Source organism: Jatrophihabitans lederbergiae (genome assembly GCF_031845305.1).
Lineage (GTDB): Bacteria > Actinomycetota > Actinomycetes > Mycobacteriales > Jatrophihabitantaceae > Jatrophihabitans_A > Jatrophihabitans_A lederbergiae.
In genome coordinates, this window is the sequence record NZ_JAVREH010000015.1 from 38,052 (window position 1) to 59,695 (window position 21,644).

The 21,644-nt window shown below is 65.7% G+C and carries 20 protein-coding genes and 2 tRNA genes; 11 read left to right on the forward strand and 11 right to left on the reverse strand.

Features of this window, described 5'->3' with window-relative positions; all coding sequences use genetic code 11:
• Positions 1-75 precede the first annotated feature (75 nt).
• Positions 76-477, forward strand: a complete 402-nt coding sequence (locus RM423_RS12610) for a PaaI family thioesterase (protein ID WP_311423427.1) — start codon at positions 76-78, stop codon at positions 475-477.
• Positions 478-748: 271 nt separating this feature from the next.
• Here the strand turns inward: RM423_RS12610 and RM423_RS12615 are convergent.
• The 10 genes from RM423_RS12615 to dnaA all read right to left on the reverse strand — a co-directional run bounded on the left by RM423_RS12615 (position 749) and on the right by dnaA (position 13,062).
• A tRNA-Ala gene (locus RM423_RS12615) sits at positions 749-821 on the reverse strand.
• Positions 822-1,050: 229 nt separating this feature from the next.
• Positions 1,051-1,124 (reverse strand) — tRNA-Ile (locus RM423_RS12620).
• A gap of 81 nt (positions 1,125-1,205) precedes the next feature.
• Complete coding sequence (locus tag RM423_RS12625) at positions 1,206-1,868, reverse strand: DUF3566 domain-containing protein (RefSeq protein ID WP_311423385.1); 663 nt, start codon at positions 1,866-1,868, stop codon at positions 1,206-1,208.
• A 6-nt stretch (positions 1,869-1,874) separates the two neighbouring features.
• The gene (gene gyrA / locus RM423_RS12630) at positions 1,875-4,898 is read right to left on the reverse strand and encodes a DNA gyrase subunit A (RefSeq protein WP_311423386.1); all 3,024 of its coding nucleotides are present in this window, start codon (positions 4,896-4,898) and stop codon (positions 1,875-1,877) included.
• A 94-nt stretch (positions 4,899-4,992) separates the two neighbouring features.
• Positions 4,993-6,936 carry a DNA topoisomerase (ATP-hydrolyzing) subunit B gene (gene gyrB / locus RM423_RS12635; protein ID WP_311423387.1) on the reverse strand — a complete coding sequence of 648 codons (1,944 nt, stop codon included), beginning with the start codon at positions 6,934-6,936 and terminating at the stop codon, positions 4,993-4,995.
• A gap of 266 nt (positions 6,937-7,202) precedes the next feature.
• The gene (locus RM423_RS12640) at positions 7,203-7,697 is read right to left on the reverse strand and encodes a DUF721 domain-containing protein (RefSeq protein WP_311423388.1); all 495 of its coding nucleotides are present in this window, start codon (positions 7,695-7,697) and stop codon (positions 7,203-7,205) included.
• A 118-nt stretch (positions 7,698-7,815) separates the two neighbouring features.
• On the reverse strand, positions 7,816-8,958 hold the full coding sequence (recF, locus tag RM423_RS12645; protein WP_311423389.1) for a DNA replication/repair protein RecF: 1,143 nt from the start codon (positions 8,956-8,958) through the stop codon (positions 7,816-7,818).
• 24 nt (positions 8,959-8,982) lie between these two features.
• On the reverse strand, positions 8,983-9,906 hold the full coding sequence (gene gnd, locus RM423_RS12650) for a phosphogluconate dehydrogenase (NAD(+)-dependent, decarboxylating) (RefSeq protein WP_311423390.1): 924 nt from the start codon (positions 9,904-9,906) through the stop codon (positions 8,983-8,985).
• Between the two features lie 82 nt (positions 9,907-9,988).
• Positions 9,989-11,125 (reverse strand): DNA polymerase III subunit beta, encoded by a 1,137-nt coding sequence (dnaN, locus tag RM423_RS12655; RefSeq protein ID WP_311423391.1) that lies wholly within the window; start codon positions 11,123-11,125, stop codon positions 9,989-9,991.
• A 431-nt stretch (positions 11,126-11,556) separates the two neighbouring features.
• Positions 11,557-13,062, reverse strand: a complete 1,506-nt coding sequence (dnaA, locus tag RM423_RS12660) for a chromosomal replication initiator protein DnaA (RefSeq protein WP_311423392.1) — start codon at positions 13,060-13,062, stop codon at positions 11,557-11,559.
• A gap of 554 nt (positions 13,063-13,616) precedes the next feature.
• Here dnaA and rpmH point away from each other — a divergent pair.
• The 8 genes from rpmH (at position 13,617) to RM423_RS12700 (ending at position 19,037) form a co-directional block, all read left to right on the forward strand.
• Complete coding sequence (rpmH, locus tag RM423_RS12665) at positions 13,617-13,754, forward strand: 50S ribosomal protein L34 (RefSeq protein ID WP_311423393.1); 138 nt, start codon at positions 13,617-13,619, stop codon at positions 13,752-13,754.
• Positions 13,755-13,766: 12 nt separating this feature from the next.
• Positions 13,767-14,132, forward strand: coding sequence for a ribonuclease P protein component (gene rnpA / locus RM423_RS12670; RefSeq protein WP_311423394.1), 366 nt, complete (start codon positions 13,767-13,769; stop codon positions 14,130-14,132).
• Entirely contained in the window at positions 14,132-14,452 is a 321-nt protein-coding gene (gene yidD / locus RM423_RS12675) for a membrane protein insertion efficiency factor YidD (RefSeq protein ID WP_311423395.1), read from the forward strand. Before rnpA ends, yidD begins: the two co-directional genes overlap by 1 nt.
• Entirely contained in the window at positions 14,452-15,558 is a 1,107-nt protein-coding gene (gene yidC / locus RM423_RS12680) for a membrane protein insertase YidC (protein WP_311423396.1), read from the forward strand. The genes yidD and yidC overlap by 1 nt, the downstream gene beginning before the upstream one ends.
• A gap of 66 nt (positions 15,559-15,624) precedes the next feature.
• Positions 15,625-16,167 carry a Jag family protein gene (locus RM423_RS12685; protein ID WP_311423397.1) on the forward strand — a complete coding sequence of 181 codons (543 nt, stop codon included), beginning with the start codon at positions 15,625-15,627 and terminating at the stop codon, positions 16,165-16,167.
• Positions 16,164-16,838 (forward strand): 16S rRNA (guanine(527)-N(7))-methyltransferase RsmG, encoded by a 675-nt coding sequence (gene rsmG / locus RM423_RS12690; RefSeq protein ID WP_311423398.1) that lies wholly within the window; start codon positions 16,164-16,166, stop codon positions 16,836-16,838. The genes RM423_RS12685 and rsmG overlap by 4 nt, the downstream gene beginning before the upstream one ends.
• Positions 16,839-16,872: 34 nt before the next feature.
• Positions 16,873-17,922, forward strand: coding sequence for a ParA family protein (locus tag RM423_RS12695; protein ID WP_311423399.1), 1,050 nt, complete (start codon positions 16,873-16,875; stop codon positions 17,920-17,922).
• Between the two features lie 110 nt (positions 17,923-18,032).
• Positions 18,033-19,037 carry a ParB/RepB/Spo0J family partition protein gene (locus RM423_RS12700; RefSeq protein ID WP_396327707.1) on the forward strand — a complete coding sequence of 335 codons (1,005 nt, stop codon included), beginning with the start codon at positions 18,033-18,035 and terminating at the stop codon, positions 19,035-19,037.
• On the opposite strand, the gene RM423_RS12705 is transcribed toward RM423_RS12700, so the two are convergent.
• Positions 19,034-19,639 carry a nitroreductase family protein gene (locus RM423_RS12705; RefSeq protein ID WP_311423400.1) on the reverse strand — a complete coding sequence of 202 codons (606 nt, stop codon included), beginning with the start codon at positions 19,637-19,639 and terminating at the stop codon, positions 19,034-19,036. The genes RM423_RS12700 and RM423_RS12705 overlap by 4 nt on opposite strands.
• A 72-nt stretch (positions 19,640-19,711) precedes the next feature.
• On the opposite strand from RM423_RS12705, the gene RM423_RS12710 reads away from it, so the two are divergent.
• Both RM423_RS12710 and RM423_RS12715 read left to right on the forward strand, forming a co-directional pair.
• The gene (locus RM423_RS12710; RefSeq protein WP_396327705.1) at positions 19,712-20,986 is read left to right on the forward strand and encodes a pyridoxal phosphate-dependent aminotransferase; all 1,275 of its coding nucleotides are present in this window, start codon (positions 19,712-19,714) and stop codon (positions 20,984-20,986) included.
• 4 nt (positions 20,987-20,990) lie between these two features.
• Positions 20,991-21,632 carry a GNAT family N-acetyltransferase gene (locus tag RM423_RS12715; RefSeq protein WP_311423402.1) on the forward strand — a complete coding sequence of 214 codons (642 nt, stop codon included), beginning with the start codon at positions 20,991-20,993 and terminating at the stop codon, positions 21,630-21,632.
• The last annotated feature ends 12 nt before the right edge of the window (positions 21,633-21,644 follow it).

The following is a 21,644-nucleotide window of genomic DNA, read 5'->3' on the forward strand; positions in this document are numbered from 1 at the left end:
CTGGTCCGATCCTGTGGACCGCCGCTGGAACCGCAGCACAAGGACACCCGAGGTTGTGCGAGGCTGCCAAGTGTGATGCTGACTAATGACGAGATCCACACCCTCGTGCCGTTCACCGGCTTTGTTGGGGTGACCTACACCGAGATCACCAAGGAGCGGGTGGTGGCGACCCTCGAGGTGACGCACGAGCGGAGCACCATCGGGGGTTCACTGCACGGCGGAGCGCAGATGACCCTCGCCGACTCGGCGGCGGCGCTGGCAGCGGCCAACCTGCCCGAGGGGGCTACCGGCACGGTGACCATCGACTCGATGACGCACTTTCTCGGCGCGGCTCGCAGCGGGCGGGTCACCGCCACCGCCCGCGCACTGCACGTCGGCCGGACGACGATCGTCCTGGAGGTCGACCTCACGGCCGAGTCGGGAAAGCTGATCGCCCGGACGACGCAGGTGCAAGCCGTGCTCACCGCGCGGCCCTGACGAGTCACAATCTCTCAAAACGCGTAGGCAGCCCTGTTCGCTGTCACGGCAGGTTTTCCGGCGTCGTCGCAGCGATCTGAGCGCGGTTGCCGTTGGTGTTCATCCGATACGGGGCGTGCAACGCGGACCGGATGCATCAGGCTCTGAGCCGGTCGGGACGTATTCGTCGATGGTCCGGCCAGTGGCATGGCTGCAACACCACGTGGTCTTGCCGGTCGCGCTCGGCCCCTCGACGGCGATGATCACCGTCACCGGAGACGTGTGGACGGAGTGGAGACGAGGGGAATCGAACCCCTAACCCCTGCCTTGCAAAGGCAGTGCTCTGCCAATTGAGCTACGTCCCCCGAGGGAAGATCTGATCCTAGCGGGCACCAGGGCTCAGGGGCGGGTTGCATGCTTCCAGACGTCGCCGCTGTCCTGGCCCTTCTTGCGCTTGAGTGCGTACTGGACACCGGCCGCAGCGGCTACGAGAGCGAGCAACTTCTTCACGGGGTCCCCCTGTGTGAAATTTGGGCGTACCGTCCCACGTCGCCGTGGTCACGCTGTCTACCGTGCTGATCGTGCTGTGCAGAGTGGGCCTAGGAGGACTTGAACCTCCGGCCTCATCCTTATCAGGGATGCGCTCTAACCATCTGAGCTATAGGCCCGTCACCTGTCGGACACTTGCGTGCCGGACATGCGAGAGCTGACTCTACCGGTTGGGAATCCGCGGACTCAACCGACCCCGGCTACTCCCGCTCCGACAGGGTCACCTCGACACCGCCGACCAGATCGGCGCACAGATTGTAAATCATCGACCCGATGGTGCTCATCGCGACGAACAGCACGATGTTCACCGCGCCGATGAGGAACGCCCCGCCGAACACCAGGGAGGGGGTCACCACGTCGCCGGTCTTGGCGTCACCGGAGATGGTGTGCACGGTGTCGTTGATCTTGCCGAACACGCCGGCGAAGTCCAGCACCGAGTACAGCACGCCAATCATGATCAGCCAGACGAAGAACAACACGATCGCCAGCACACACGAGAACTTGAAGACGGAGTACACGTTCAGGTGGCTGAGGGTCAGCCGAGCCCGCCGTGGCTGCCGAGCGCCCCGTCCCGAGGACGCCCGCGAGGACGACCCGGCACTTGACTCCGAGTCGCCGGCAGCGGTCCGTGAACTGACCGGAGTAGCCGTGGTGGTGGCATTGGCGGCGTACCGGCCGGGTTGCGAACCGTCATCGGCCGAAGCGCCCCGCCCCGAAGACGGAGTGGTGGCTGACCAGCCGTCAGATCGCTGGCCGGCGCCCTGAGTCGGCGTGCTCACCTTGGGAAGCGTCGTGGTGTCCTGATCGGCCCTGATGCCACTCGCGCTACCGGGAGCGGTCGGTGGCTGGTAGCCCTCGGTCATCGCGTGCTACTCCTGCTCCTCGGGTTCGTCGGCATTTCGGGCGATCGAAACCAGGTTGACACCCTCCGGCAGATTCATCAGACGCACACCCATCGTCTGACGCTGCGCTCGCCGTACCTGTCCTGCCGACGTCCGAATCACGACGCCATCAGACGTGATCGCGTACACCTCATCTTCTGGCCGGACGCTCATCGCGCCGACCAGCGCACCTCTCGTCGAGACTATACGCGCGGTCAGAACGCCCTTTCCGCCGCGACCTTGGATCGGATACTCCTCCACCTTGGTCCGCTTGGCGAAACCACCATCGGTCGCGATCAGGATTTCCATGCCATCCTGGACGACCTCCATGGCCAGCAGTTCGTCCACGCCGGAGAACCTCATACCGATGACGCCGGATGTCGCACGTCCCATCGGACGGAGCGTGTCGTCGTCGGCCTTGAAGCGGATGGACTGAGCCAGCTTGCTGACCAGCAGCAGATCGTCGTCCGGCGAGATGAGCGCGGCGTCGATCAACTCGTCCTCTTCACGTAGGTTGATGGCCACGATGCCGCCGGAGCGGTTGGAGTCGAACTCGGTCAGCTTGGTCTTCTTGACCAGACCCGACTTGGTGGCCAGCACCAGGTACGGTGCCACCTCGTAATTCTTGATGGTGATGACCTCGGCGATGTGCTCGTCCGGCTGGAAGGCCAGCAGGTTCGCCACGTGCTGGCCGCGGGCGTTGCGGTTCGCCTCAGGCAGATCGTAGGTCTTGGTGCGGTACACCCGTCCCTTGTTGGTGAAGAACAGGATCCAGTCGTGCGTCGAGCAGACGAAGAAGTGCGCGACGAGGTCGTCGGTCTTTAGTGCCGCGCCCTGCACGCCCTTGCCGCCGCGCCGTTGCGAGCGGTACAGGTCGGTCTTCGTCCGCTTGGCGTAGCCCGTCCGGGTGATCGTGACCACGACATCCTCGGCCGCGATGAGGTCTTCCATCGACATGTCGCCGTCGTAGGCGATCAGCCGGGTGCGGCGACCGTCGCCGTACTTGTCCACGATCTCGTTGAGTTCGTCGCGAATGATCTGGCGCTGGCGCCCGGGCTTGGCCAGGATGTCCTTGAAGTCGGCGATCTTCGCCTCGATCTCGGCCGCCTCTTCTTGGATCCGCAACCGCTCCAGCGCTGCCAGTCGGCGCAGCTGCAGGTCGAGGATCGCTACCGCCTGGATCTCGTCGATGTCGAGCAGTTCCATCAGACCGGTGCGGGCCGCATCCGCAGAGGCGGCACCACGAATCAGGGCGATCACCGCGTCGAGGGCGTCCAGCGCCTTGAGCAGCGCGCGCAGGATATGAGCCCGCTCCTCGGCCTTGCGCAGCCGGTACTGCGTGCGCCGGACGATGACCTCGACCTGATGGGTCACGTAATAGGACACGATCTGGTCCAGCCGCAGCGTCCGGGGGACGCCGTCGACGATCGCGAGGTTCGTGACCCCGAAGGTCGTCTGCAGCTGGGTGTGCTTGTAGAGGTTGTTCAGCACGACCTTGGCGACCGCGTCCCGCTTCAGCGTGACGACGATGCGCATGCCGATCCGGTCGGAGGACTCGTCGTTGATGTCGGCGATCCCGCCCACCTTCGCCTCTTTGGCGAGGTCGGCGATGTTGGCCACGAGGTTGTCGGGGTTGACCTGGTACGGCAACTCCGTGATGACCAGGATCGTCCGGCCGCGGCTGTCCTCTTCGACGGTGACCACCGCACGCATCCGGATCGAGCCACGCCCGGTGCGGTAGGCCTCTTCGATGCCATCACGTCCGACGATGAGGCCCCTGGTCGGAAAGTCTGGACCGGGAATGTCACGCATGAGCTGCTCGAGTAGCTCTTCGGAAGTGGCATCGGGGTGATCCAGCGCCCAGGTAACACCGGCCGCGACCTCGCGGAGGTTGTGCGGCGGCAGGTTGGTGGCCATACCGACGGCGATACCGCCGCCACCGTTGACCAGCAGGTTCGGAATGCGGGACGGCAGGACGACCGGCTCCTGCGACCGGCCGTCGTAGTTCGGCTTAAAGTCGACGGTATCTTCGTCGATGTCGCGCAGCATGTCCATCGCCAGCGGCGTCAGGCGCGCCTCGGTGTTGTGCGACACGAAGCCGTTGGTGAGAAACGCGTGGTCGGTGGAGTCCACCCGCAGCGAGTACACGGCCTGGACGCCGGACTCGACGATGGAACTCACCGGTGCCAGCGAGAACTGCCGCGGGTCGCCGCCGTCGTCCGGCAGGTGCCGGGCGGGATCGGAGCGGTAGGCGGCAGTGATGTCCGGAAGCATCGGCAGCGCGCTCGCCCAACTCTGCTGATCCGATTCCGGACGGCGAAGCACCAGGACGTCACGGTGTGAGATCTCGCCGAGCAGCTTCCACATCAGCGTCGGGACGTCGTGCACCCGTCCGACGACCAGCAACGGGTGGTTCTCGGTCGCGGTCACCGAGTGCCCGCCGGCCGTCACCGTCAGGACCGGATGCTCACCGGAGTGGTGGAACGCGCTGACTCGAACCGGAGCGCCGTCGCGGCCGATGACCTTGAAGTCGACCTCGGTGGTGCTGTCCGAGGCGGCATCGGGCACCAGTTCGGCGATCGGGGTGTCGCCGTCCGGCGTCACGACCAGGGTGTCGCCCACCACGCAGTACCGCATGGCCGCCGCCGGGTCGTTGCCGGGCGACCCGAAGTTGCCCTGTCCGTCGATCAGCGGCGCGCGCATGGACCACGGCTGCGACAAGCGGACGAGGGTGTCATAGATCGAGGTGTCACCGTGCGGGTGGTAGTTACCCATCACGTCGCCGACGACGCGCGAGCACTTCACGTGGCCGCGGTCGGGCCGGTATCCACTGTCGTACATGGCGTAGAGCACGCGCCGGTGCACCGGCTTGAGACCGTCCCGGACGTCGGGCAGGGCCCGCGCGACGATCACGCTCATCGCGTAGTCGAGGAAGCTGCGTTGCATTTCCAGCTGGATATCGACCGGCTCTATCCGATCGCCAGTGGATGGTGGCGGCGGAGTCTCAGTCATGGTGACCTTTCGTTCTAAGGCAGTTCAGAGCGCCGGACAGAAAGCCTTGATGCCGTCGAGTTCCCGCGGAACCCGGCGGCAACGGACGGCGGCTCTAGATATCGAGGAAGCGGACGTCTTTGGCGTTGTTGACGATGAAGGACCGGCGCGCTTCGACGTCATCGCCCATCAATACCGAGAACAAGGAGTCGGCGGTCGCCGCGTCGTCCAGGGTGACCCGGAGCAGGACGCGGGTGGCCGGATCCATCGTGGTTTCCCACAGCTCGGTCGCGTTCATCTCACCGAGGCCCTTGTAACGCTGGATGGAGTCGCCGGCCGCACGCCGACGTCCCGCGGACTCGCCGGCCTCGATCAAGCCGTCACGCTCGCGGTCGGAATACGCAAAATCCGGCTCGCCCTTGGACCACTTGATCTTGTACAGCGGCGGTTGCGAGAGGAAGACGCGCCCATTTTCGATCAGCGGGCGCATGAAGCGGAACAGCAGGGTCAACAACAGTGTGGTGATGTGCTGGCCGTCCACATCGGCGTCGGCCATCAGCACGATCTTGTGATAGCGCAGCTTCGTCAGATCGAAATCGTCGTGGATACCCGTGCCCAGTGCAGTGATCAGCGACTGCACCTCGGTGTTCTTCAGCACCCGGTCGATGCGTGCCTTCTCGACGTTGATGATCTTTCCGCGAATGGGCAGGATCGCCTGGTACATCGAGTCCCGCCCGGACTTGGCCGAGCCACCCGCCGAGTCACCCTCGACAATGTAGATCTCGCTCTTCTCGGGATCGGTCGACCGGCAGTCCGCCAATTTGCCCGGCAGCCCCATGGTGTCCAGGGCGTTCTTGCGGGCCAGCTTGCGAGCTTGCTGCGCAGCCTTGCGGGCACGTGCCGCCGAGGCCGCCTTGTTGACGATGGTCCGGCCCTCGGCGGGATTGCGCTCGAACCAATCGGTCAGCCACTCGTTACAGACCTTCTGGATGAACGATTTTGCCTCGGAATTGCCGAGCTTCGTCTTTGTCTGGCCCTCGAATTGCGGCTCTGCCATCTTGATCGAGATGATCGCCGCCAAGCCTTCGCGGATATCGTCACCGGTCAGCTTGTCCTCGGTGGGCTTGAAGATCTTCTTCTCGGTGGCCCACTTGTTGACCACCGTCGTGAGCGCCGAGCGGAAGCCCTCTTCGTGGGTGCCGCCCTCATGGGTGTTGATGGTGTTGGCGAAGGTATAGACCGACTCGCCGTAGGACTCGTTCCACTGCAGCGCTATCTCGGCCGACATGCGCTGGGCCTTGTCCTCGGCCTCGAAATAGACCACGGAGTTGTGGATCGGTGATTTCGTCGCGTTCAGATGCTTGACGAAGTCGGCGATGCCGTTCTCGTAGTAGTACTTGACCTCGCGGGCCTCGTGCTCACCGCCCCGCTCGTCCTTGATGATGATGGTCAGCCGCTTGTTCAGGAACGCCATCTCTTGCAGCCGACTGATGATCGTCTGATACGAGAACTCGACCGTCTCGAAGATGTTGACGTCCGGCCAGAACGTGACGGTCGTTCCGGTCTCGTTGCTCGGCTCACCCTTGTCCAGCGGAGCCGCCGGCTTCTGGTTGACGTAGGGCTGGCGCCAGACGTGGCCCTCACGCCTGATCTCGACCTCGAGCCGGGAGGACAGCGCGTTCACCACCGAGATGCCGACGCCGTGCAGGCCGCCGGAGACCGCGTAGGAGTCGCTGTCGAACTTTCCGCCCGCGTGCAGGATGGTCAGGATCACCTCGACGGCCGGCTTCTTCTGAGCGGTGTTCATACCGACCGGCATTCCACGGCCGTTGTCGACGACCCGGACACCGCCGTCAGCGAGCAGAGTGACCTCGATGCGATCGCAGAAGCCAGCCAGCGCCTCATCGACGGAGTTGTCGACGACCTCCCACACGAGGTGGTGCAGACCGCGCTCGCCCGTCGAGCCGATGTACATACCGGGGCGTTTACGGACAGCTTCCAGGCCTTCGAGGACCGTGATCGAATCTGCTCCGTAGGAAGACGCAGTCTTAGCCGCCACTCGGTACTCCTTCGTCTGGGCGTGCAGTGCGGGTGGGCGTACGGTGCGGGATGCTCGTGCCGCGGGGCTCTCAACGCCATTCTGAGCCCCCACCCGTGGGATCGACCTCATCAGTCTACTGGTGCCACTGACGTTCCGGTGCCGCGCAACACCCCTGGTGGCGACACAGAGCGATTTTGCGGCGCCGGGTGACTCGGGATACGAGCGCCATCGGAATGAAACCGCGGCGGCTCACCAAGGGTGTCTGCCGGGACGCTTCAGCCGGGTCAGCCGTAGGTGTCGCGGGCGCCGCGGCCGCCACGCATCGACCAGGGGCCGTGCTTCCACGATGGCGCGGAAGGTCCCGAGATGATCAGTTTGCGCACCATACCGGCGGGAAGTTCGCGAGAGATCCTGCCCAGGATCTGCGGTGCCATCAAGCGCAACTGGGTGGCCCAGGCCGTCGACTCCGCCGTGATCCGCAGCTCGGCGTCGACCAGGCTGACCGGATGGCAGCGACCGGCGATCTCCGGGCCCACCACCGAAGCCCACTGGCTCATCAGCCTCGCCTCCGCGAGCGGCGCGACCCAACCGAGCTCGCCGAACGAGGTGCCCACGATGTCGCCGAGCCGTGCCGGGTCCCGGCCGTCCGGCCGGGCACCGCTGTAGCCACCCGCCTGTGCGGCATTGCGCCGTCGGCGAGTGGCAAAGCTGCCGCGCCCTCGCGCGCCAGGCCGTCCGGATGACATCGCCCGCGCTGAGCGCAGCGCTCCTGACACCATGTCGCCCTGCTCCACAGCAGCATCCGCTTCTGTGGATAAGTCGTCTGATTCTGGGGGTAACTCTTCACCAGCCCCGGTAGAACGGTCACTGTCGCGATGGGTATCTTTTTCGTCGCTGTCACCTGACACGGCGCACCTCGCCGTCGCCGACGTCGTAGCGCGCTCCGGTCAGCAGCACCGGCACGTCCGCGATCTCAGCGGCAGAGATCAACACCTGCTCCGCCTTGCCGGCGATCGCGGCCAACTGGTCACGCCTGGTGGCATCGAGTTCGGCGAAGACATCGTCGAGGATCAGCACCGGTTCGGCACCGTCGGAGGACAGCAGGTCATAGCAGGCGAGCCGGAGGGCGAGCGCCGCTGACCATCCCTCGCCGTGGCTGGCATAGCCGCGCAGCGGCAACTCGTTCAGGCCGAGGTCCAGGTCGTCGCGGTGCGGACCCACCAGGTTCACGCCACGTTCGATCTCTTGCGGGCGCGCTCGTGCCAACTCCGCCAGCAATGCTGCGGACAGGACCGAGGTCTCAGGAATCACAGCGGTGTCATTAGGCAGGGACGCAGCAACCGAGCTGACATAACGAAGGGCCAGCCGGCCACTGGTGGGAGCGAGGTCGGCATAGGCCCGGACGGCATAGGGCGTCAGCGTGGCCACCAACTCCAGCCGCGCCGCGAGCAGCTCCGCGCCGTGCTCGGCCAGGTGACCGTCCCAGACGTCCAGGGTCCGAAGGTCGCCGCTGCCACCAGCCCGGCGAGCGGCGCCCGCGGTCTTGAGCAGGGCGGCCCGCTGCTTGAGAACCCGTTCGTAATCGGCACGGACGCCGGCCAGCCGCGGGGCACGCTGCACCAGCACGTCGTCGAGAAACCGGCGGCGCTCGGACGGATCACCACGAACGATGGCCAGATCCTCCGGTGAGAACAGGACCGTGCGCAGGCCACCGAGAATGTCGCGAGGCCGGGGCACCGGACTGCGATTGAGCTTCGCCCGGTTGGCCCGGCCCGCGGTGATCTCGACCTCCAGTACGAGCTGGCGGCCGCCGGAGACCACCGCGGCCTGCACCACTGCCCGCTCCGCGCCGGCTCGGATCAGCGGAGCATCGGCCGCCACCCGGTGACTGCCGAGGGTGGCCAGGTACCCGAGCGCCTCGAGGAGGTTGGTCTTGCCCTGGCCGTTCGCGCCGACCAGCACACTGGCCCCAGGCTCGAAGGCCACATCGGCTCGGGGCCAGCTACGGAAGTCGGCGACGCTCAGGTGTTCGACATACATCGAGAGAGGCGTCCGCAGTGGGGATCAGCGGGAACCGGGTGCGATGGCGTCGGATGCCGAGACCGATCCGGCTGTCTCCACGGCGTGGCCGCCGAACTGGTTGCGCAGAGCGGCCACCATCTTCATGGCGGGTGAATCGTCCTGCCGCGAGGCGAAGCGGGCGAACAGCGCGGCGGTGATCACCGGCAACGGCACGGCGTTGTCGATGGCGGCCTCGACCGTCCACCGGCCCTCGCCGGAGTCCTCGGCGTACCCGCGCAGCTTGCTCAACCCGGGGTCGGACTCGAGCGCGAGCACCGCGAGGTCGAGCAGCCAGGACCGGATGACCGTGCCTTGCTGCCAGGACTTGATGGTTTCGGTGACGTTCTCGATCAACGGCGACGCGGCCATCAGCTCGTAGCCTTCGGCGTAGGCCTGCATCATGCCGTACTCGATGCCGTTGTGGACCATCTTCGCGAAGTGACCGGCACCGACAGTGGGGCCGGCGTGTACGAAGCCGCCCTCACCCTCGGGCTTCAGGGCATCGAACACCGGCTGGATCCGGGCGACATTCTCCGGCGCCCCACCCACCATCAGCGCGTAGCCGTTCTTCAGGCCCCATACGCCGCCGGACACGCCCGCGTCGACGAAGCCGATCCCCTTCGCGCCGAGCTCCTCGGCATGCCGGGCGTCATCGGTGTACTTGGAGTTGCCACCGTCGATGACGATGTCACCTTCGCTGAGCAGGTCGCCCAGGGCATTGACGGTCTGGTCGGTCGGACCCCCCGCGGGCACCATGACCCAGACGGCTCGGGGGGCGGACAGCTTCTGCACCAGCTCTTCGAGGGAGGCCACGTCCCGCGCCGAGGCGGGCGACCGGTCGAAGCCGACGACGGTGTGGCCACCGTCGCGGATTCGCTGGGCCATGTTTCCGCCCATTTTCCCTAGGCCGATCAGTCCGATTTCCATAGCAGTCCTCCCGGTCTCTGTGGGCGCTCGCCCTCGATTTACACCGTAGCCGCGAGGGGCTCGCGAACGCAGGCCACCCCGCTCAGCCCGGCATTCGGACGGGCATGATCAAGTACGTGTAGTCCGACGGACCCGAGGCTGCCCCCGGCGCGCCGGCCGGCCGGATGATCGCCGGTTTCGTCGGGGTGGTGAAGAACAACCGTGCGACAGGCTCTTCGATGGCACCGAGTCCCTCCAGCAGGAACGTCGGATTGAACGCGGTGGTGATCTCGTCGCCATTGAAGTCTGCATCGAGGTTCTCTTCGGCGCGGCCCTCGTCGTCGCCGCCGGCGGTCAGTGTGAGGCCTCCGTCGGAGAATTGCAGCCGCACCGGGTTACCGCGGTCAGCCACCAGGGCTACCCGCTTCACGGACTCGATCAGGGCCACGACCTGCACGTCCGCGGTCACCGAGAACTCCGTCGGCAGCAACGTCCGATAGGGCGGGAACTGCGCGTCGAGCAGCCGGGTGGTCGTGCGGCGCCCGGTGCCGGAGAAGCCGATGATGCCCTCGCCATTCCCGGAGTTCGAGAGCGAGATGGTCAGCTCGGCCTCGGACGTCAGACTCTTGGCGGCATCGTTGAGCGTGCGCGCTGGCACCAGCACCTGGGCATTGGCGCTCTCGGGGGTGACCGGGTTCCAGTTCAGCTCCCGGATCGCCAGCCGGTAGCGGTCGGTCGCCGCCAGGGTCAGCCGGTCGCCGTCGATCTCGAACCGGACTCCCGTCAGCATCGGCAGCGTATCGTCCTTGCCCGCGGCGATGGCCACCTGCGCCGCGGCCCGGGCGAACACCGAACTCAGGACGGTCCCGGCGGTAGTGGGCAGCTCCGGCAGCCGGGGGTAGTCCTCGTCCGGCATGGTCGGGAGGGTGAAGCGGGAACTGCCGCAGCTGATGGTCACCCGTGAGCCGTCGGCGGTGAACTCCACCGGATGCGCCGGCAGGGATTTGCTGATGTCGGCGAGTAGCCTGCCAGAAACCAGCGCCCGGCCGGCGGAACCGGCCGTGACGTCCAGGCGCGCCTGGGTCGACACCTCGTAGTCGAAGCCCGAAATCGAGAGCTGGTCATCGCCGACCTCGAGCAGCAGCCCCGCCAGGACGGGGGCCGCCGGCCGTGCGGGCAGGCTACGAGCCGACCAGGCCACGGCTTCGGCGAGTGCGTCCCGCTCGATTCGGAACTTCATGAACCCTCCACTGTCATCAGCCGAACCTGTTCAGCTCGGCCCGTGCGCTACATCTTGCTGTAGTTCATTCCTGGCGGCCCGGCGGGGTGGGGCACCCCGTCTGCACTCGTCCTGGCCGGAATGCCCGTCCGGCCTGCTCAGCGTCCACAATCCCCAGCAGCAGTATGTGGGGGCTTTTTCTCTCTCAATAGAACTAAGCCATCGTCGTCATCAGGGCTGTGGACACTGTGGGCAACGACCGCGAGCCCAGTAGAACAGGCACCTCGTGGTGTGGGTAACCGGTCGACGAGCTGGGGGAATCCGCGTCGGCGCGGTGGACGCCGGATGAACCGTGCACACCGTCTACAGCAACGCCGGTGTTTTTCCACACGGCTACCCACATTTGTGGAATCGGTTCAGCGGCTCGTCGGCCGGCCGCTTGCGCCGGAATGTCACGCCCGGGCACGAGACCGGATCCGGCTCGTCAGCTCGGTGATCTGGTTGTAGACGTTGCGGCGCTCGGTCATCAGTGACCGGATCTTGCGCTCGGCGTGCATCACCGTCGTGTGGTCGCGGCCGCCGAAGGTCTGCCCGATCTTGGGCAGTGACAGTTCCGTCAACTCGCGGCAGAGGTACATGGCGATCTGACGGGCCGAGACGAGCACCCTGGTACGGGAACTGCTGGTGAGGTCCTCGAGCGTGATGCCGAAGTACTCCGCGGTGACAGCCATGATCGTGGAGGCCGTAATGTCGGGGCGGTCCGACTCCGAGATCAGGTCCTTCAGCACGATCTCGGCCAGCTTGAGGTCGATGTCCTGCTTGTTGAGGCTGCCGAACGCGACGACCCGGATGAGGGCGCCCTCGAGTTCGCGGATATTGCTCTGGATCTTCGAGGCGATGAACTCCATGACGCCCGGTTGCAGCGTCATGCCGTCCTTGGCGGCCTTCTTGCGGAGGATCGCGATGCGCAACTCGAGGTCGGGCGCCTGGACGTCGGTGATCAGACCGGACTTGAACCGGGTCACCAGACGGTTCTGCAGGCCGGACAGTTGCTCTGGCTTGCGGTCGCACGAGATGACGATCTGCTTGTTGGCCAGCTGCAGGGTGTTGAACGTGTGGAAGAACGCCTCCTGGGTCTGCTCGGCCCGCTCCAGGAACTGGATGTCGTCGATCAGCAGCAGGTCGACGTCGCGGTACCGCCGCTGGAACGACTGGACGTCGTTCACCCGGACGGAGTTGATGAAGTCGTTGGTGAACTCTTCGCTGGAGACGTAGCGAACCCGCATCGAGGGGTCGAGCCGGCGGCCGTAGGTGCCGATCGCATGCAGCAGGTGCGTCTTGCCGAGACCGGACTCGCCGTAGATGAAGAGCGGGTTGTAGGCCTTGGCCGGAGCCTCGGCGACAGCTACCGCGGCCGCGTGCGCGAAACGATTGGACGAGCCGGGTACGAACGTCTCGAAGGTGTACTTCGGATTGAGCCGAGCCTCGTGGTCGACGCGGACCATGCCAGAGTTCAACCCGTCGGAGTACCTGCCGAACCCGGTTCGAGGGTCGCCGTGGTTCAGCCGGTCGGGACGATCATCGAAACGGTGCTCGTCGGGACGGTCGGCGAAGCGGTCGTAGGTGTCGACCTCGTCCAGCTCCGAATCCGGCTCGAGCTCGGGGGTCGCCACCATCACCGGACGATCGGTGGAGTCCATCGGCTGGATGGTCACCGCCATGTTGATCTGGCGCCCCAAGGCCTCGGTGAGGGTGGCGGTGATCAGAGGCCGGAGGTTGTTCTCGAGGTACTCCTTGGCGTAGGTGTTCGGCGCCGCGAGCAGCGCCGTGTCCTCGAGCAAGCCGATCGGTCGGGTCAGGCTGAGCCAGGCACGCTGATGAGGCCGCACGGAAGGATCATCGAGCTGGTTGATCGCACGATTCCAGACGTCGGCGAGATCGGCCAGTTCGTCCGCCACTTGGTGTTCACTCCCTTGGTCAGTGCGCTCACTGCTGCGCGGCGACCCGGCCGACCGGGTGGAGAACGGCGCAACGGCCCCACCGTCGCGGACCGAGTATCCACACCATTATCCACAGTATGTGGAGAACCCAAGAGCCACGGCGACCGCATCGATCGTCGTGAGCATTCAGGTCGGCACTGGTTTGTATGAGCCGACAACGTAACAGCGAGAGGCGCTAACTCACAATGGGCGCTGTGGCCTGGAGGCCTCGTTCTCGGCGTGTCGTCCCGTCCTGCCTGGGCTGGCGGATATTTTCGAGGGCTCGGCACGATAGCTCAGGCGGCGGTCAGGTGGGCGTCATGCGGCCAGGTGTGCGACGGGTCGTGCGGTGACCCCGGTTTGACCCTGACCGGGGTCAATCCGTACCGTTGAGCTCTCGCATGCCGTCGATATTTTCCTCGGCTGCAGCCTGTGCTGTTCAACCAACGACACCGCCGTCGGCAGTGTCGTCGTCCAACCCAGCCGACCGCGTGCACGATGCGGCTGGCGCCTGATTGTGATGGAGCGAGACCGTGAGCAAGCGGACCTTCCAACCGAACAACCGCCGCCGGGCCAAGACCCACGGCTTCCGGCTGCGGATGCGGACTCGCGCCGGTCGCGCCATTCTGCAGGCGCGTCGGCGCAAGGGCCGCGGCGAGCTGTCGGCCTGAGCCGGCTGCTCTGTGCTCCCTGCTGTCCATCGGTTGCGGGTGAGTTCTGACTTCGCGACCGTGACCAAACGAGGCCACCGGGTCCGCTGCGGCGACCTGGTGGTCTACCTGTTGATGGACGGCGGTTCCGAATCGGCGGCACCGGCTCGGGTCGGGCTGGTGGTCGGCAAGTCGGTCGGCGGCAGCGTCGTCCGGCACCGGGTGTCGCGTCGGCTGCGAGCACAGTTGAGCGCGCGACTTGCTGACCTACCCACGGGATCACGGCTGGTAGTTCGCGCGCTGCCTGATACGGCCACCCGGCGCTCCACCGAGATCGGACGAGATCTCGACCGGGCGCTCGTCCGGCTGGGCAGGCTCACTGCCGGAGCGACGCACTGATGACCGACCACGCGGTTTCGCCACCTGGCTGGGCAGCTCGTGCCGGCGTCACCGTGATCACGGTCTATCAGGCTGCGTGGAGTTCCCGTCGACCGCCGGTCTGCCGCTACACGCCGAGCTGCAGCGGCTACGCCGTGGACGCCATCACAGCGTATGGCCTCGGCCGTGGGGCGTGGCTGGGCATCCGGCGGATCGCACGATGCCATCCCTTCCACGGTGGCGGTTACGACCCCGTACCGCCGGCCGTCGCTCGGCGCAGTGGAACCGATTCCCCCACCGATTCGTCGGATGAGAAGAATCTCGTAGAACAGGCTGATTGATGCTGGACTTCCTCTATACCGCCGTCTCGTGGGTGCTGTTGCGCTGGTACCAGCTCTTCACCATGCTTGGAATGAGCAAGGACAGCGGACTGACCTGGGCGCTGTCGATCATCATGCTGGTGGTCACGGCCCGGCTGGTGCTGTTCCGGTTCTTCGTGAAGCAGGTGCACTACCAGCGCCGTATGCAAGAGATGCAGCCCAAGATCAAGAAGCTGCAAGAGAAGCACAAGGGCGACAAGGCCACCCTGCAGCGCGAGATGATGGCCATGCAGCAGGCCGAGGGATTCAATCCCATCTCGGGCTGCCTGCCCATGTTCCTGCAGATCCCGATCTTCATCTCGCTGTTCCATGTGCTCAAGCACATTTCGAATTCAGTGGGCTTGGCCCCCGGTTCTCGCGGGCTTACGCTGTACGGCTTCACCGAGGCGCAGACGACTGCGGCCGCCCACGCCAAACTCTTCAACGCCCCGCTGGCGGCCTCGCTGCGGGAGTCATCGGACAAGATCCTGCAACTGGGCGGGCACGTCACGACGACTCGTACGGTTTCTCTGGTGCTGGTGCTCATCAGCGCCGCCGCTACCTACATCACCCAGCGCGCGGTCATGAAGAACCAGACCACTCCGCCTGAAGGCCAGGCGGCGATGATCCAGCGGCTGATGCAGATCGGTATCCCGATCTCCGTCATCTTCTCCGGATTCATCTTTCCGCTGGGCGTGCTCCTGTACTGGTTCACCAGCAACCTGTGGACGATGGGGCAGCAGTTCTACATCTTCCGGTTCCACCCGCACACCCCCGGCGACACCGCCGCGATTGCTGCTGGCCCGGTCGGTGAGGTCGGCAAGACGCTTGCGCCCAAGGTGGGGCAGAAGCCGGCGAACGCGAAGGGCACCCGCGCCGGCGTGACGCCCGCTGCCGGCAGTAACGCGACCGCGAACGCCGCCAAGACGAACACTGCCTCGAAGGGCGCCACCGCGATGCGCGTCTCCGACGACGACACCTCGGCCGTCCCGGAGCCACCCGTGACGCGGCAGCCAGCCAAGCCGCAGCGACCGAACGGCAACCGCCCGGGCAACAACAAGCGTTCGCCGGGCAAGAAGCGCCGTTAACCAGCAGTTTCACCCGAACACCTCTTCGCTGCGCCCTGCGCATGCCGCATAGATAGGGAATGGCCAATGACTGACACCGCCTCCGCGCGAACCGACGATGCCGTGGCGCAGGATGACGACGCTGAGTCCACCGGGCGCGCGACCGGCCCGGCGCTCCTGGTCCAGGAAGGCGACATTGCCGCGGATTATCTCGAGCGCTTGCTGGATATCGTGGACTATGATGGCGACATCGACCTGGACGTCGAGAACGGTCGCGCCATGGTGGCCATCGTCGGCTCGGACCTTCAACCGTTGATCGGTCAGTCCGGCGAGACCCTGGATGCCCTGCAGGAACTCACCCGACTAGCTGTGCAGCAGCAGACCGGCGTGCGGAGCCGCTTGATGCTCGACATCTCCGGTCACCGCCGTGCCCGCCGTGGGGAACTGACCGCGCTCGCCCAGGAGACGGCCGATAAGGTCCTGAGCTCGGGAGAGCCGGCGCGACTGGCGCCGATGAATCCGTTCGAGCGCAAGGTTGTGCATGACGCCATTTCGGCCACCGACGGAGTGATCAGCGAGTCCGAGGGCGAAGAGCCGGGCCGTCGGGTCGTCGTCCTGCTGGCGCAGTGACGGACGGTCCCTCGACAGGCCGGCAGGCAGAGCCGGTAGCCCCGGCCCCACCTGCTGTCGTTAGCAACCGGTTAGCACCGTTTGTAGCTATTTTAGGCCGATACGCTGGTTGGCTCGCCGGGCCCGGAACGGTGCGTGGGCTCATCGGACCCCGTGAGGTGCCGCGGTTATGGGACCGGCACCTGCTCAATTCGGTGGCCCTCAGTGAATTGCTGCCGTCCGGAGTGCGGCTAGTGGACATCGGCACCGGAGCGGGGTTACCGGGCCTTGCGGTGGCCTGTGTGCGCCCAGACCTAGAGGTCGATCTTGTGGAGTCGTTACTCCGTAGAACCAACTTTCTGACCGAGGCTGTACAGGATCTGGGGCTGGTCGACCGTGTTCGGGTCGTCCGAGGGCGTGCCGAAGACCGGGACGTCGTCCGCACGGTAGGTTCATCATCATTCGTAACGGCGCGGGCTGTTGCCCCGCTGGACAAGCTGGTGAAGTGGAGTTTCCCCTTGCTGAAGCGCGGTGGCAGCCTGCTGGCCATCAAGGGAGAGTCCGCCGAGGCTGAACTCGCCGAGCACCGCTCGCTGATCACTCGAATGCGCGGGGAGATTGTCGGCGTGGTCGAGTGTGGCGTGGGCTTGGCCGATCCGCCTACCCGTGTCGTCACAGTGACTCGACGCTGAGCCTCGTACTGATACCGCTACTCAAGGTGATGAGATGACATCAGCAATGCCTGATAATGCGATACCTCCGGTCGCGGCAGACGCAGCTCTGGGTTCAGATGACGCTGAGGTGGTCGCAGCCGAAGAGAACATGGGTCAATCCGACCGCGTTTCACGTGAAACATTCGACACACCCATCGCGCGTGAGGCGATGCGCGCCGTTCAGGTGCGCAATGTCCGCAACGAGGTGTGGCCGAAGCCGGCGGACACCCGCATTATCACCGTCGCCAACCAGAAAGGCGGCGTTGGGAAGACGACAACAGCGGTCAACCTCGCAGTAGCCCTGGCGCATCACGGGCTGTCAGTGCTGTTGATCGACCTTGACCCGCAGGGAAACGCCAGTACCGCCATGGGTGTTGCGCATCATGCGGGCACACCGTCCGTTTACGACGTGCTCCTGGGCAGCTCGTCGCTTCAGGACGTCGCTGTCCCCGTCGAAGCCGCTCCCGGCCTGCGGTGCGTCCCCGCCACCATCGATTTAGCGGGCGCTGATATCGAGCTGGCGTCGCAAGTTGCCCGCGAGCACCGTCTTCGCAAGGCAATATCCGGTTACGAACCACAGGCCGACTACATCCTGATTGACTGCCCGCCCGCGCTGGGTCTCTTGACCCTCAATGCCCTGGTGGCTGGCAAAGAGATTTTGATCCCCATCCAGTGTGAGTATTACGCACTGGAGGGTCTGGCCCAACTGCTCAACACGGTGGAACTGGTGCGAACACAGCTGAACGCGACCTTGGACGTCTCAACCGTGCTGCTGACCATGTACGACAGCCGTACCCGACTGGCTGACCAAGTCGCTGACGAGGTACGACAACATTTCGGAGCGAAGGTCATTCGGTCGGTGATCCCCCGCAATGTCCGGGTATCGGAGGCACCGGGCTACGGGCAAACCGTGATGACGTACGACGCCGGCTCCCGGGGCGCCGTGAGCTATCTGGAGGCAGCTCGCGAGCTGGCTGAGCGGGGACGGCCATCGCCGGCGGAACAAAACCAGCCAGGCGGGAGTTCGGAGCACCACAACAAGGGACAGGGGACGCAGGAGTGAGCACGGCACCACGACGGGGTGGACTAGGCCGCGGCCTAGGAGCTCTCATTCCAACCACTCCCCCAGATGCTGACATCGCTGCGGCAACAGAGCGCGAAATCGCATCCGTTATGTCAACTGCTCCTCTGGTTGGCCAAGGGGAGGGTGCCACCGGTGCCCCCCCCGCCCCAGCCGTTACGCCAGGTAGCGGCGTGAAAGGAGGGCCTCGGGTGCCCTCCATTGCGTCGATGACGGCGTCCGCGGCCACCGATTTATACTTCGATCCAGCACCTGTACCGGGCGCAACCCTTCGAGAGGTCCGCCCCGATCAGGTTCGCACCAATCCGAAGCAGCCACGGCAGGCATTCGACGAGGAAGCCCTTGCCGAGCTGGCACATTCCATCCGCGAGTTCGGAGTTCTGCAACCCATCGTCGTCCGTGCCGTTGACGATGGCTACGAACTGGTCATGGGCGAGCGCCGTCTGCGTGCGGCAACCGCTGCGGGATTGGAGAAGATTCCGGCGATCATCCGCGACACCGCGGACGACGCCATGCTGCGGGATGCCCTGCTGGAGAACATCCATCGCGCCCAGCTCAATCCGCTCGAAGAAGCTGCGGCGTATCAACAATTGCTCGAAGAGTTCGGCGCGACCCACGAAGAGCTGGCAAGCAGGATCGGCCGCAGTCGCTCGCAGGTCACGAACACCATCCGACTGATGAACCTGCCGGTGCCGGTGCAGCGTCGGGTTGCGGCCGGTATCTTGTCGGCCGGCCATGCGCGCGCACTGCTCGGCTTGGCGGACCGTGACCAGCAGGAGGAGCTGGCGAGCCGTATCGTCGCCGAGGGTCTGTCCGTCCGGGCCACCGAGGAGCTGGTCGCGCTCGCTCTCGGCTCCGGGGCCAAGTCGGTCACGCGCAGAAGGCCGGCACAGCGGATGGCCGCTCCGGAGCTCGAACTACTGGCGGATAAGTTGTCAGACGCCCTGGATACGCGGGTGCGCGTCGATCTGGGGCAGCGCAAGGGGAAGATAACGGTCGAATTCGGCTCGATCGACGACCTCGACCGCATCATCGCCGTGATCGCGCCCCAGCTCGGCTCCGTGTCACCCACCTCGGGGGCTCAGCAGGCAGACTAGTCCGTCATGGATTGGTATGAGACGACCTCATCCAGGCCACGCCTGCCGCGTTTCAGAGACGGCGACTTCGGATCCGGCACCCCGTATCCCAGACTGATCACTCCGACGACAGACATCCGCGGCGGGATGCCGAATGCCGATTTTGTCGCGTTCTGATGTTCTGGTGGCACGCCGAAGAAGCAACTGGACAAGCCATGGTCGACGGCACTCAGCAGGATGAGCAGGCTGGCCATCCCCGTGTCGATATCCCAGTACGGCACCGGCCAGCGGGCCTCGTCCTTATCGGTCCAGCCCTTGTCCGGGGACGCATACCGCTCGAGATAGGCCTGCTTGTCCGACATGGCGAGGATCAGCGCGGGCGCCGACCGCATTCCACGCTGCCAGCGGTCCGTTGGCGAGTCCGGGTCCGTGGTCGTGGACCAGAAGAGCTCGCGGCTCTCGTCGGTGTCCAGCACGAGGAAGTGCCACCCCTGGCTGAAGCCGGCCGACGGCGCCCTGATGGCCAGGCCCAGCATGTCATCGATGATCGCTCGCTCCACCGACCGGGACGCGTCATAGTTGCGGACCATCCGCCGCGCGCGAACGACCGCTGAAAATTCCATGCAGGCTGTTTACCACGCCACGCCGGAGATATAGGCGATGCGCGGGCAGCACCGGTGTGACACGCTGCACGGGTGGATCTCGTGCAATCAACGAAGCTAGCTGACGTCTGCTACGACATCAGAGGACCGGTGCTGGTAGAGGCAAAGCGCCTCGAGGAGCAGGGTCACCGCATCCTCAAGCTGAACATCGGCAACCCCGCACCGTTCGGGTTCTCGGCGCCGGACGAGATCCTCGTGGACGTCATCAGGAACCTGTCCGATGCCGAGGGCTACTCCGACTCCCAGGGCCTGCTCTCCGCGCGGACGGCCATCGTCAGCCACTACCAGGACCGGGGCCTGGACACCTCCGTGACCGTGGACGATGTCTGGCTCGGCAACGGCGTCAGCGAGCTGATCGTCATGGCGCTGCAGGCGATGCTGAACAACGGCGACGAGGTACTGGTGCCGGCACCGGACTACCCGCTCTGGACGGCGGCCACGTCACTGGCCGGTGGCACCCCGGTGCATTACCGGTGTGACGAGTCCGAGGGCTGGCTTCCCGACCTCGATGACCTGCGTGCGAAGATCTCGGCGCGAACCAAGGCAATCGTCCTGATCAACCCGAACAACCCCACCGGTGCCGTCTATCCGCGCCCGCTGCTGGAGGATCTCGCCGAGATCGCGCGGCAGCACAGCCTCACCGTGCTGGCGGACGAGATCTACGACAAGATCCTCTACGACGACGCGAGCCATGTGCCGTTCGCCGTCATCGCGCCGGACCTCTTCACGCTGACGTTCAACGGGCTGTCCAAGGCGTACCGGCTGGCGGGGTTCCGCGCCGGGTGGCTGCTTGCGGGCGCCCCGAAGAGCCACGCGGCCAACTACCTCGAGGGCCTCACCATCCTGGCCAACATGCGGCTGTGCGCGAACGTCCCCGCGCAGCACGCCATTCAGACCGCGCTCGGCGGCCGCCAGAGCATCCGGGACCTGGTGCTGCCGGGCGGGCGGTTGCTCGAACAGCGCGATGCCGCCGTGTCGGCGTTGCGAGCGATCCCCGGCGTCAGCTGTGTCGAGCCCAAGGGAGCGCTGTACGTGTTCCCGCGGCTCGATCCCGAGGTGTACCCGATCGTGGACGACCAACGCTTCGTGCTGGACTTCCTGCGCGACCAGCACGTGCTGCTGGTCCAGGGAACCGGCTTCAACTGGCCGACACCGGATCACCTGCGCATCGTCACCCTGCCGCACGTCGAGGTGCTGACGGAGGCGATCGGCAGGCTCGGCACCTTCCTTGCCGACGGTGGTGCGGATGGTCGTGCTGGCGGTCGCCGTGCCAGCCTGGACAGCACCGGCCTTCGTCGGATTAGCTAGGACCATGTCGGTTTCGCGCCGGATCATGCCGCTGACCCTGGACAACCTCGACGATCTGCCGTCGCCGTGCCGCAGTTGCCTGTTCTGGGAGCTGGGGCCGCTGGTGGACACGAACCCGGTCGAGGCGGACGAGGCGCCGCTCGCGAAAGAGGCCTGGCTGTCGGCGACGCTGCTGGACTGGGGCAGCTGCGGCAAGATCGCCTACGTCGCCGGCGTTCCGGTCGGGTACGCGATGTTCGCGCCACCTGGCTTCGTACCGCGATCGATGTCATTTCCGACGTCCCCGGTGGCCGGCGACGCCGTGTTGCTGATGAATGCCCGGGTGCTGCCCGAGTGGACCTCCGGCGGGGTAGGCCGGATGCTGGCGCAGGCGGTCGCGGCGGAGCTCGTCCCGCGGGGGGTCAAGGCAATCGAGGCCTTCGGCTCCACCGGCCCGCTGTCCCGGGGCTGCCTGATGCCAGCCGACTACCTGCGGTCGGTCGGTTTCAAGACCGTCCGACCCCATCCGGCCTATCCCCGGCTGCGCATGGAGCTGAAGTCGACGGTGTCCTGGCGTTACGACGTCGAGTACGCGCTCGAACGGATCTTCGGCACGAACGTCGGCCGGTCGCTGACACCGGTCAACTATGCCAACCCGATGGGCTGAATACCCGTCGTC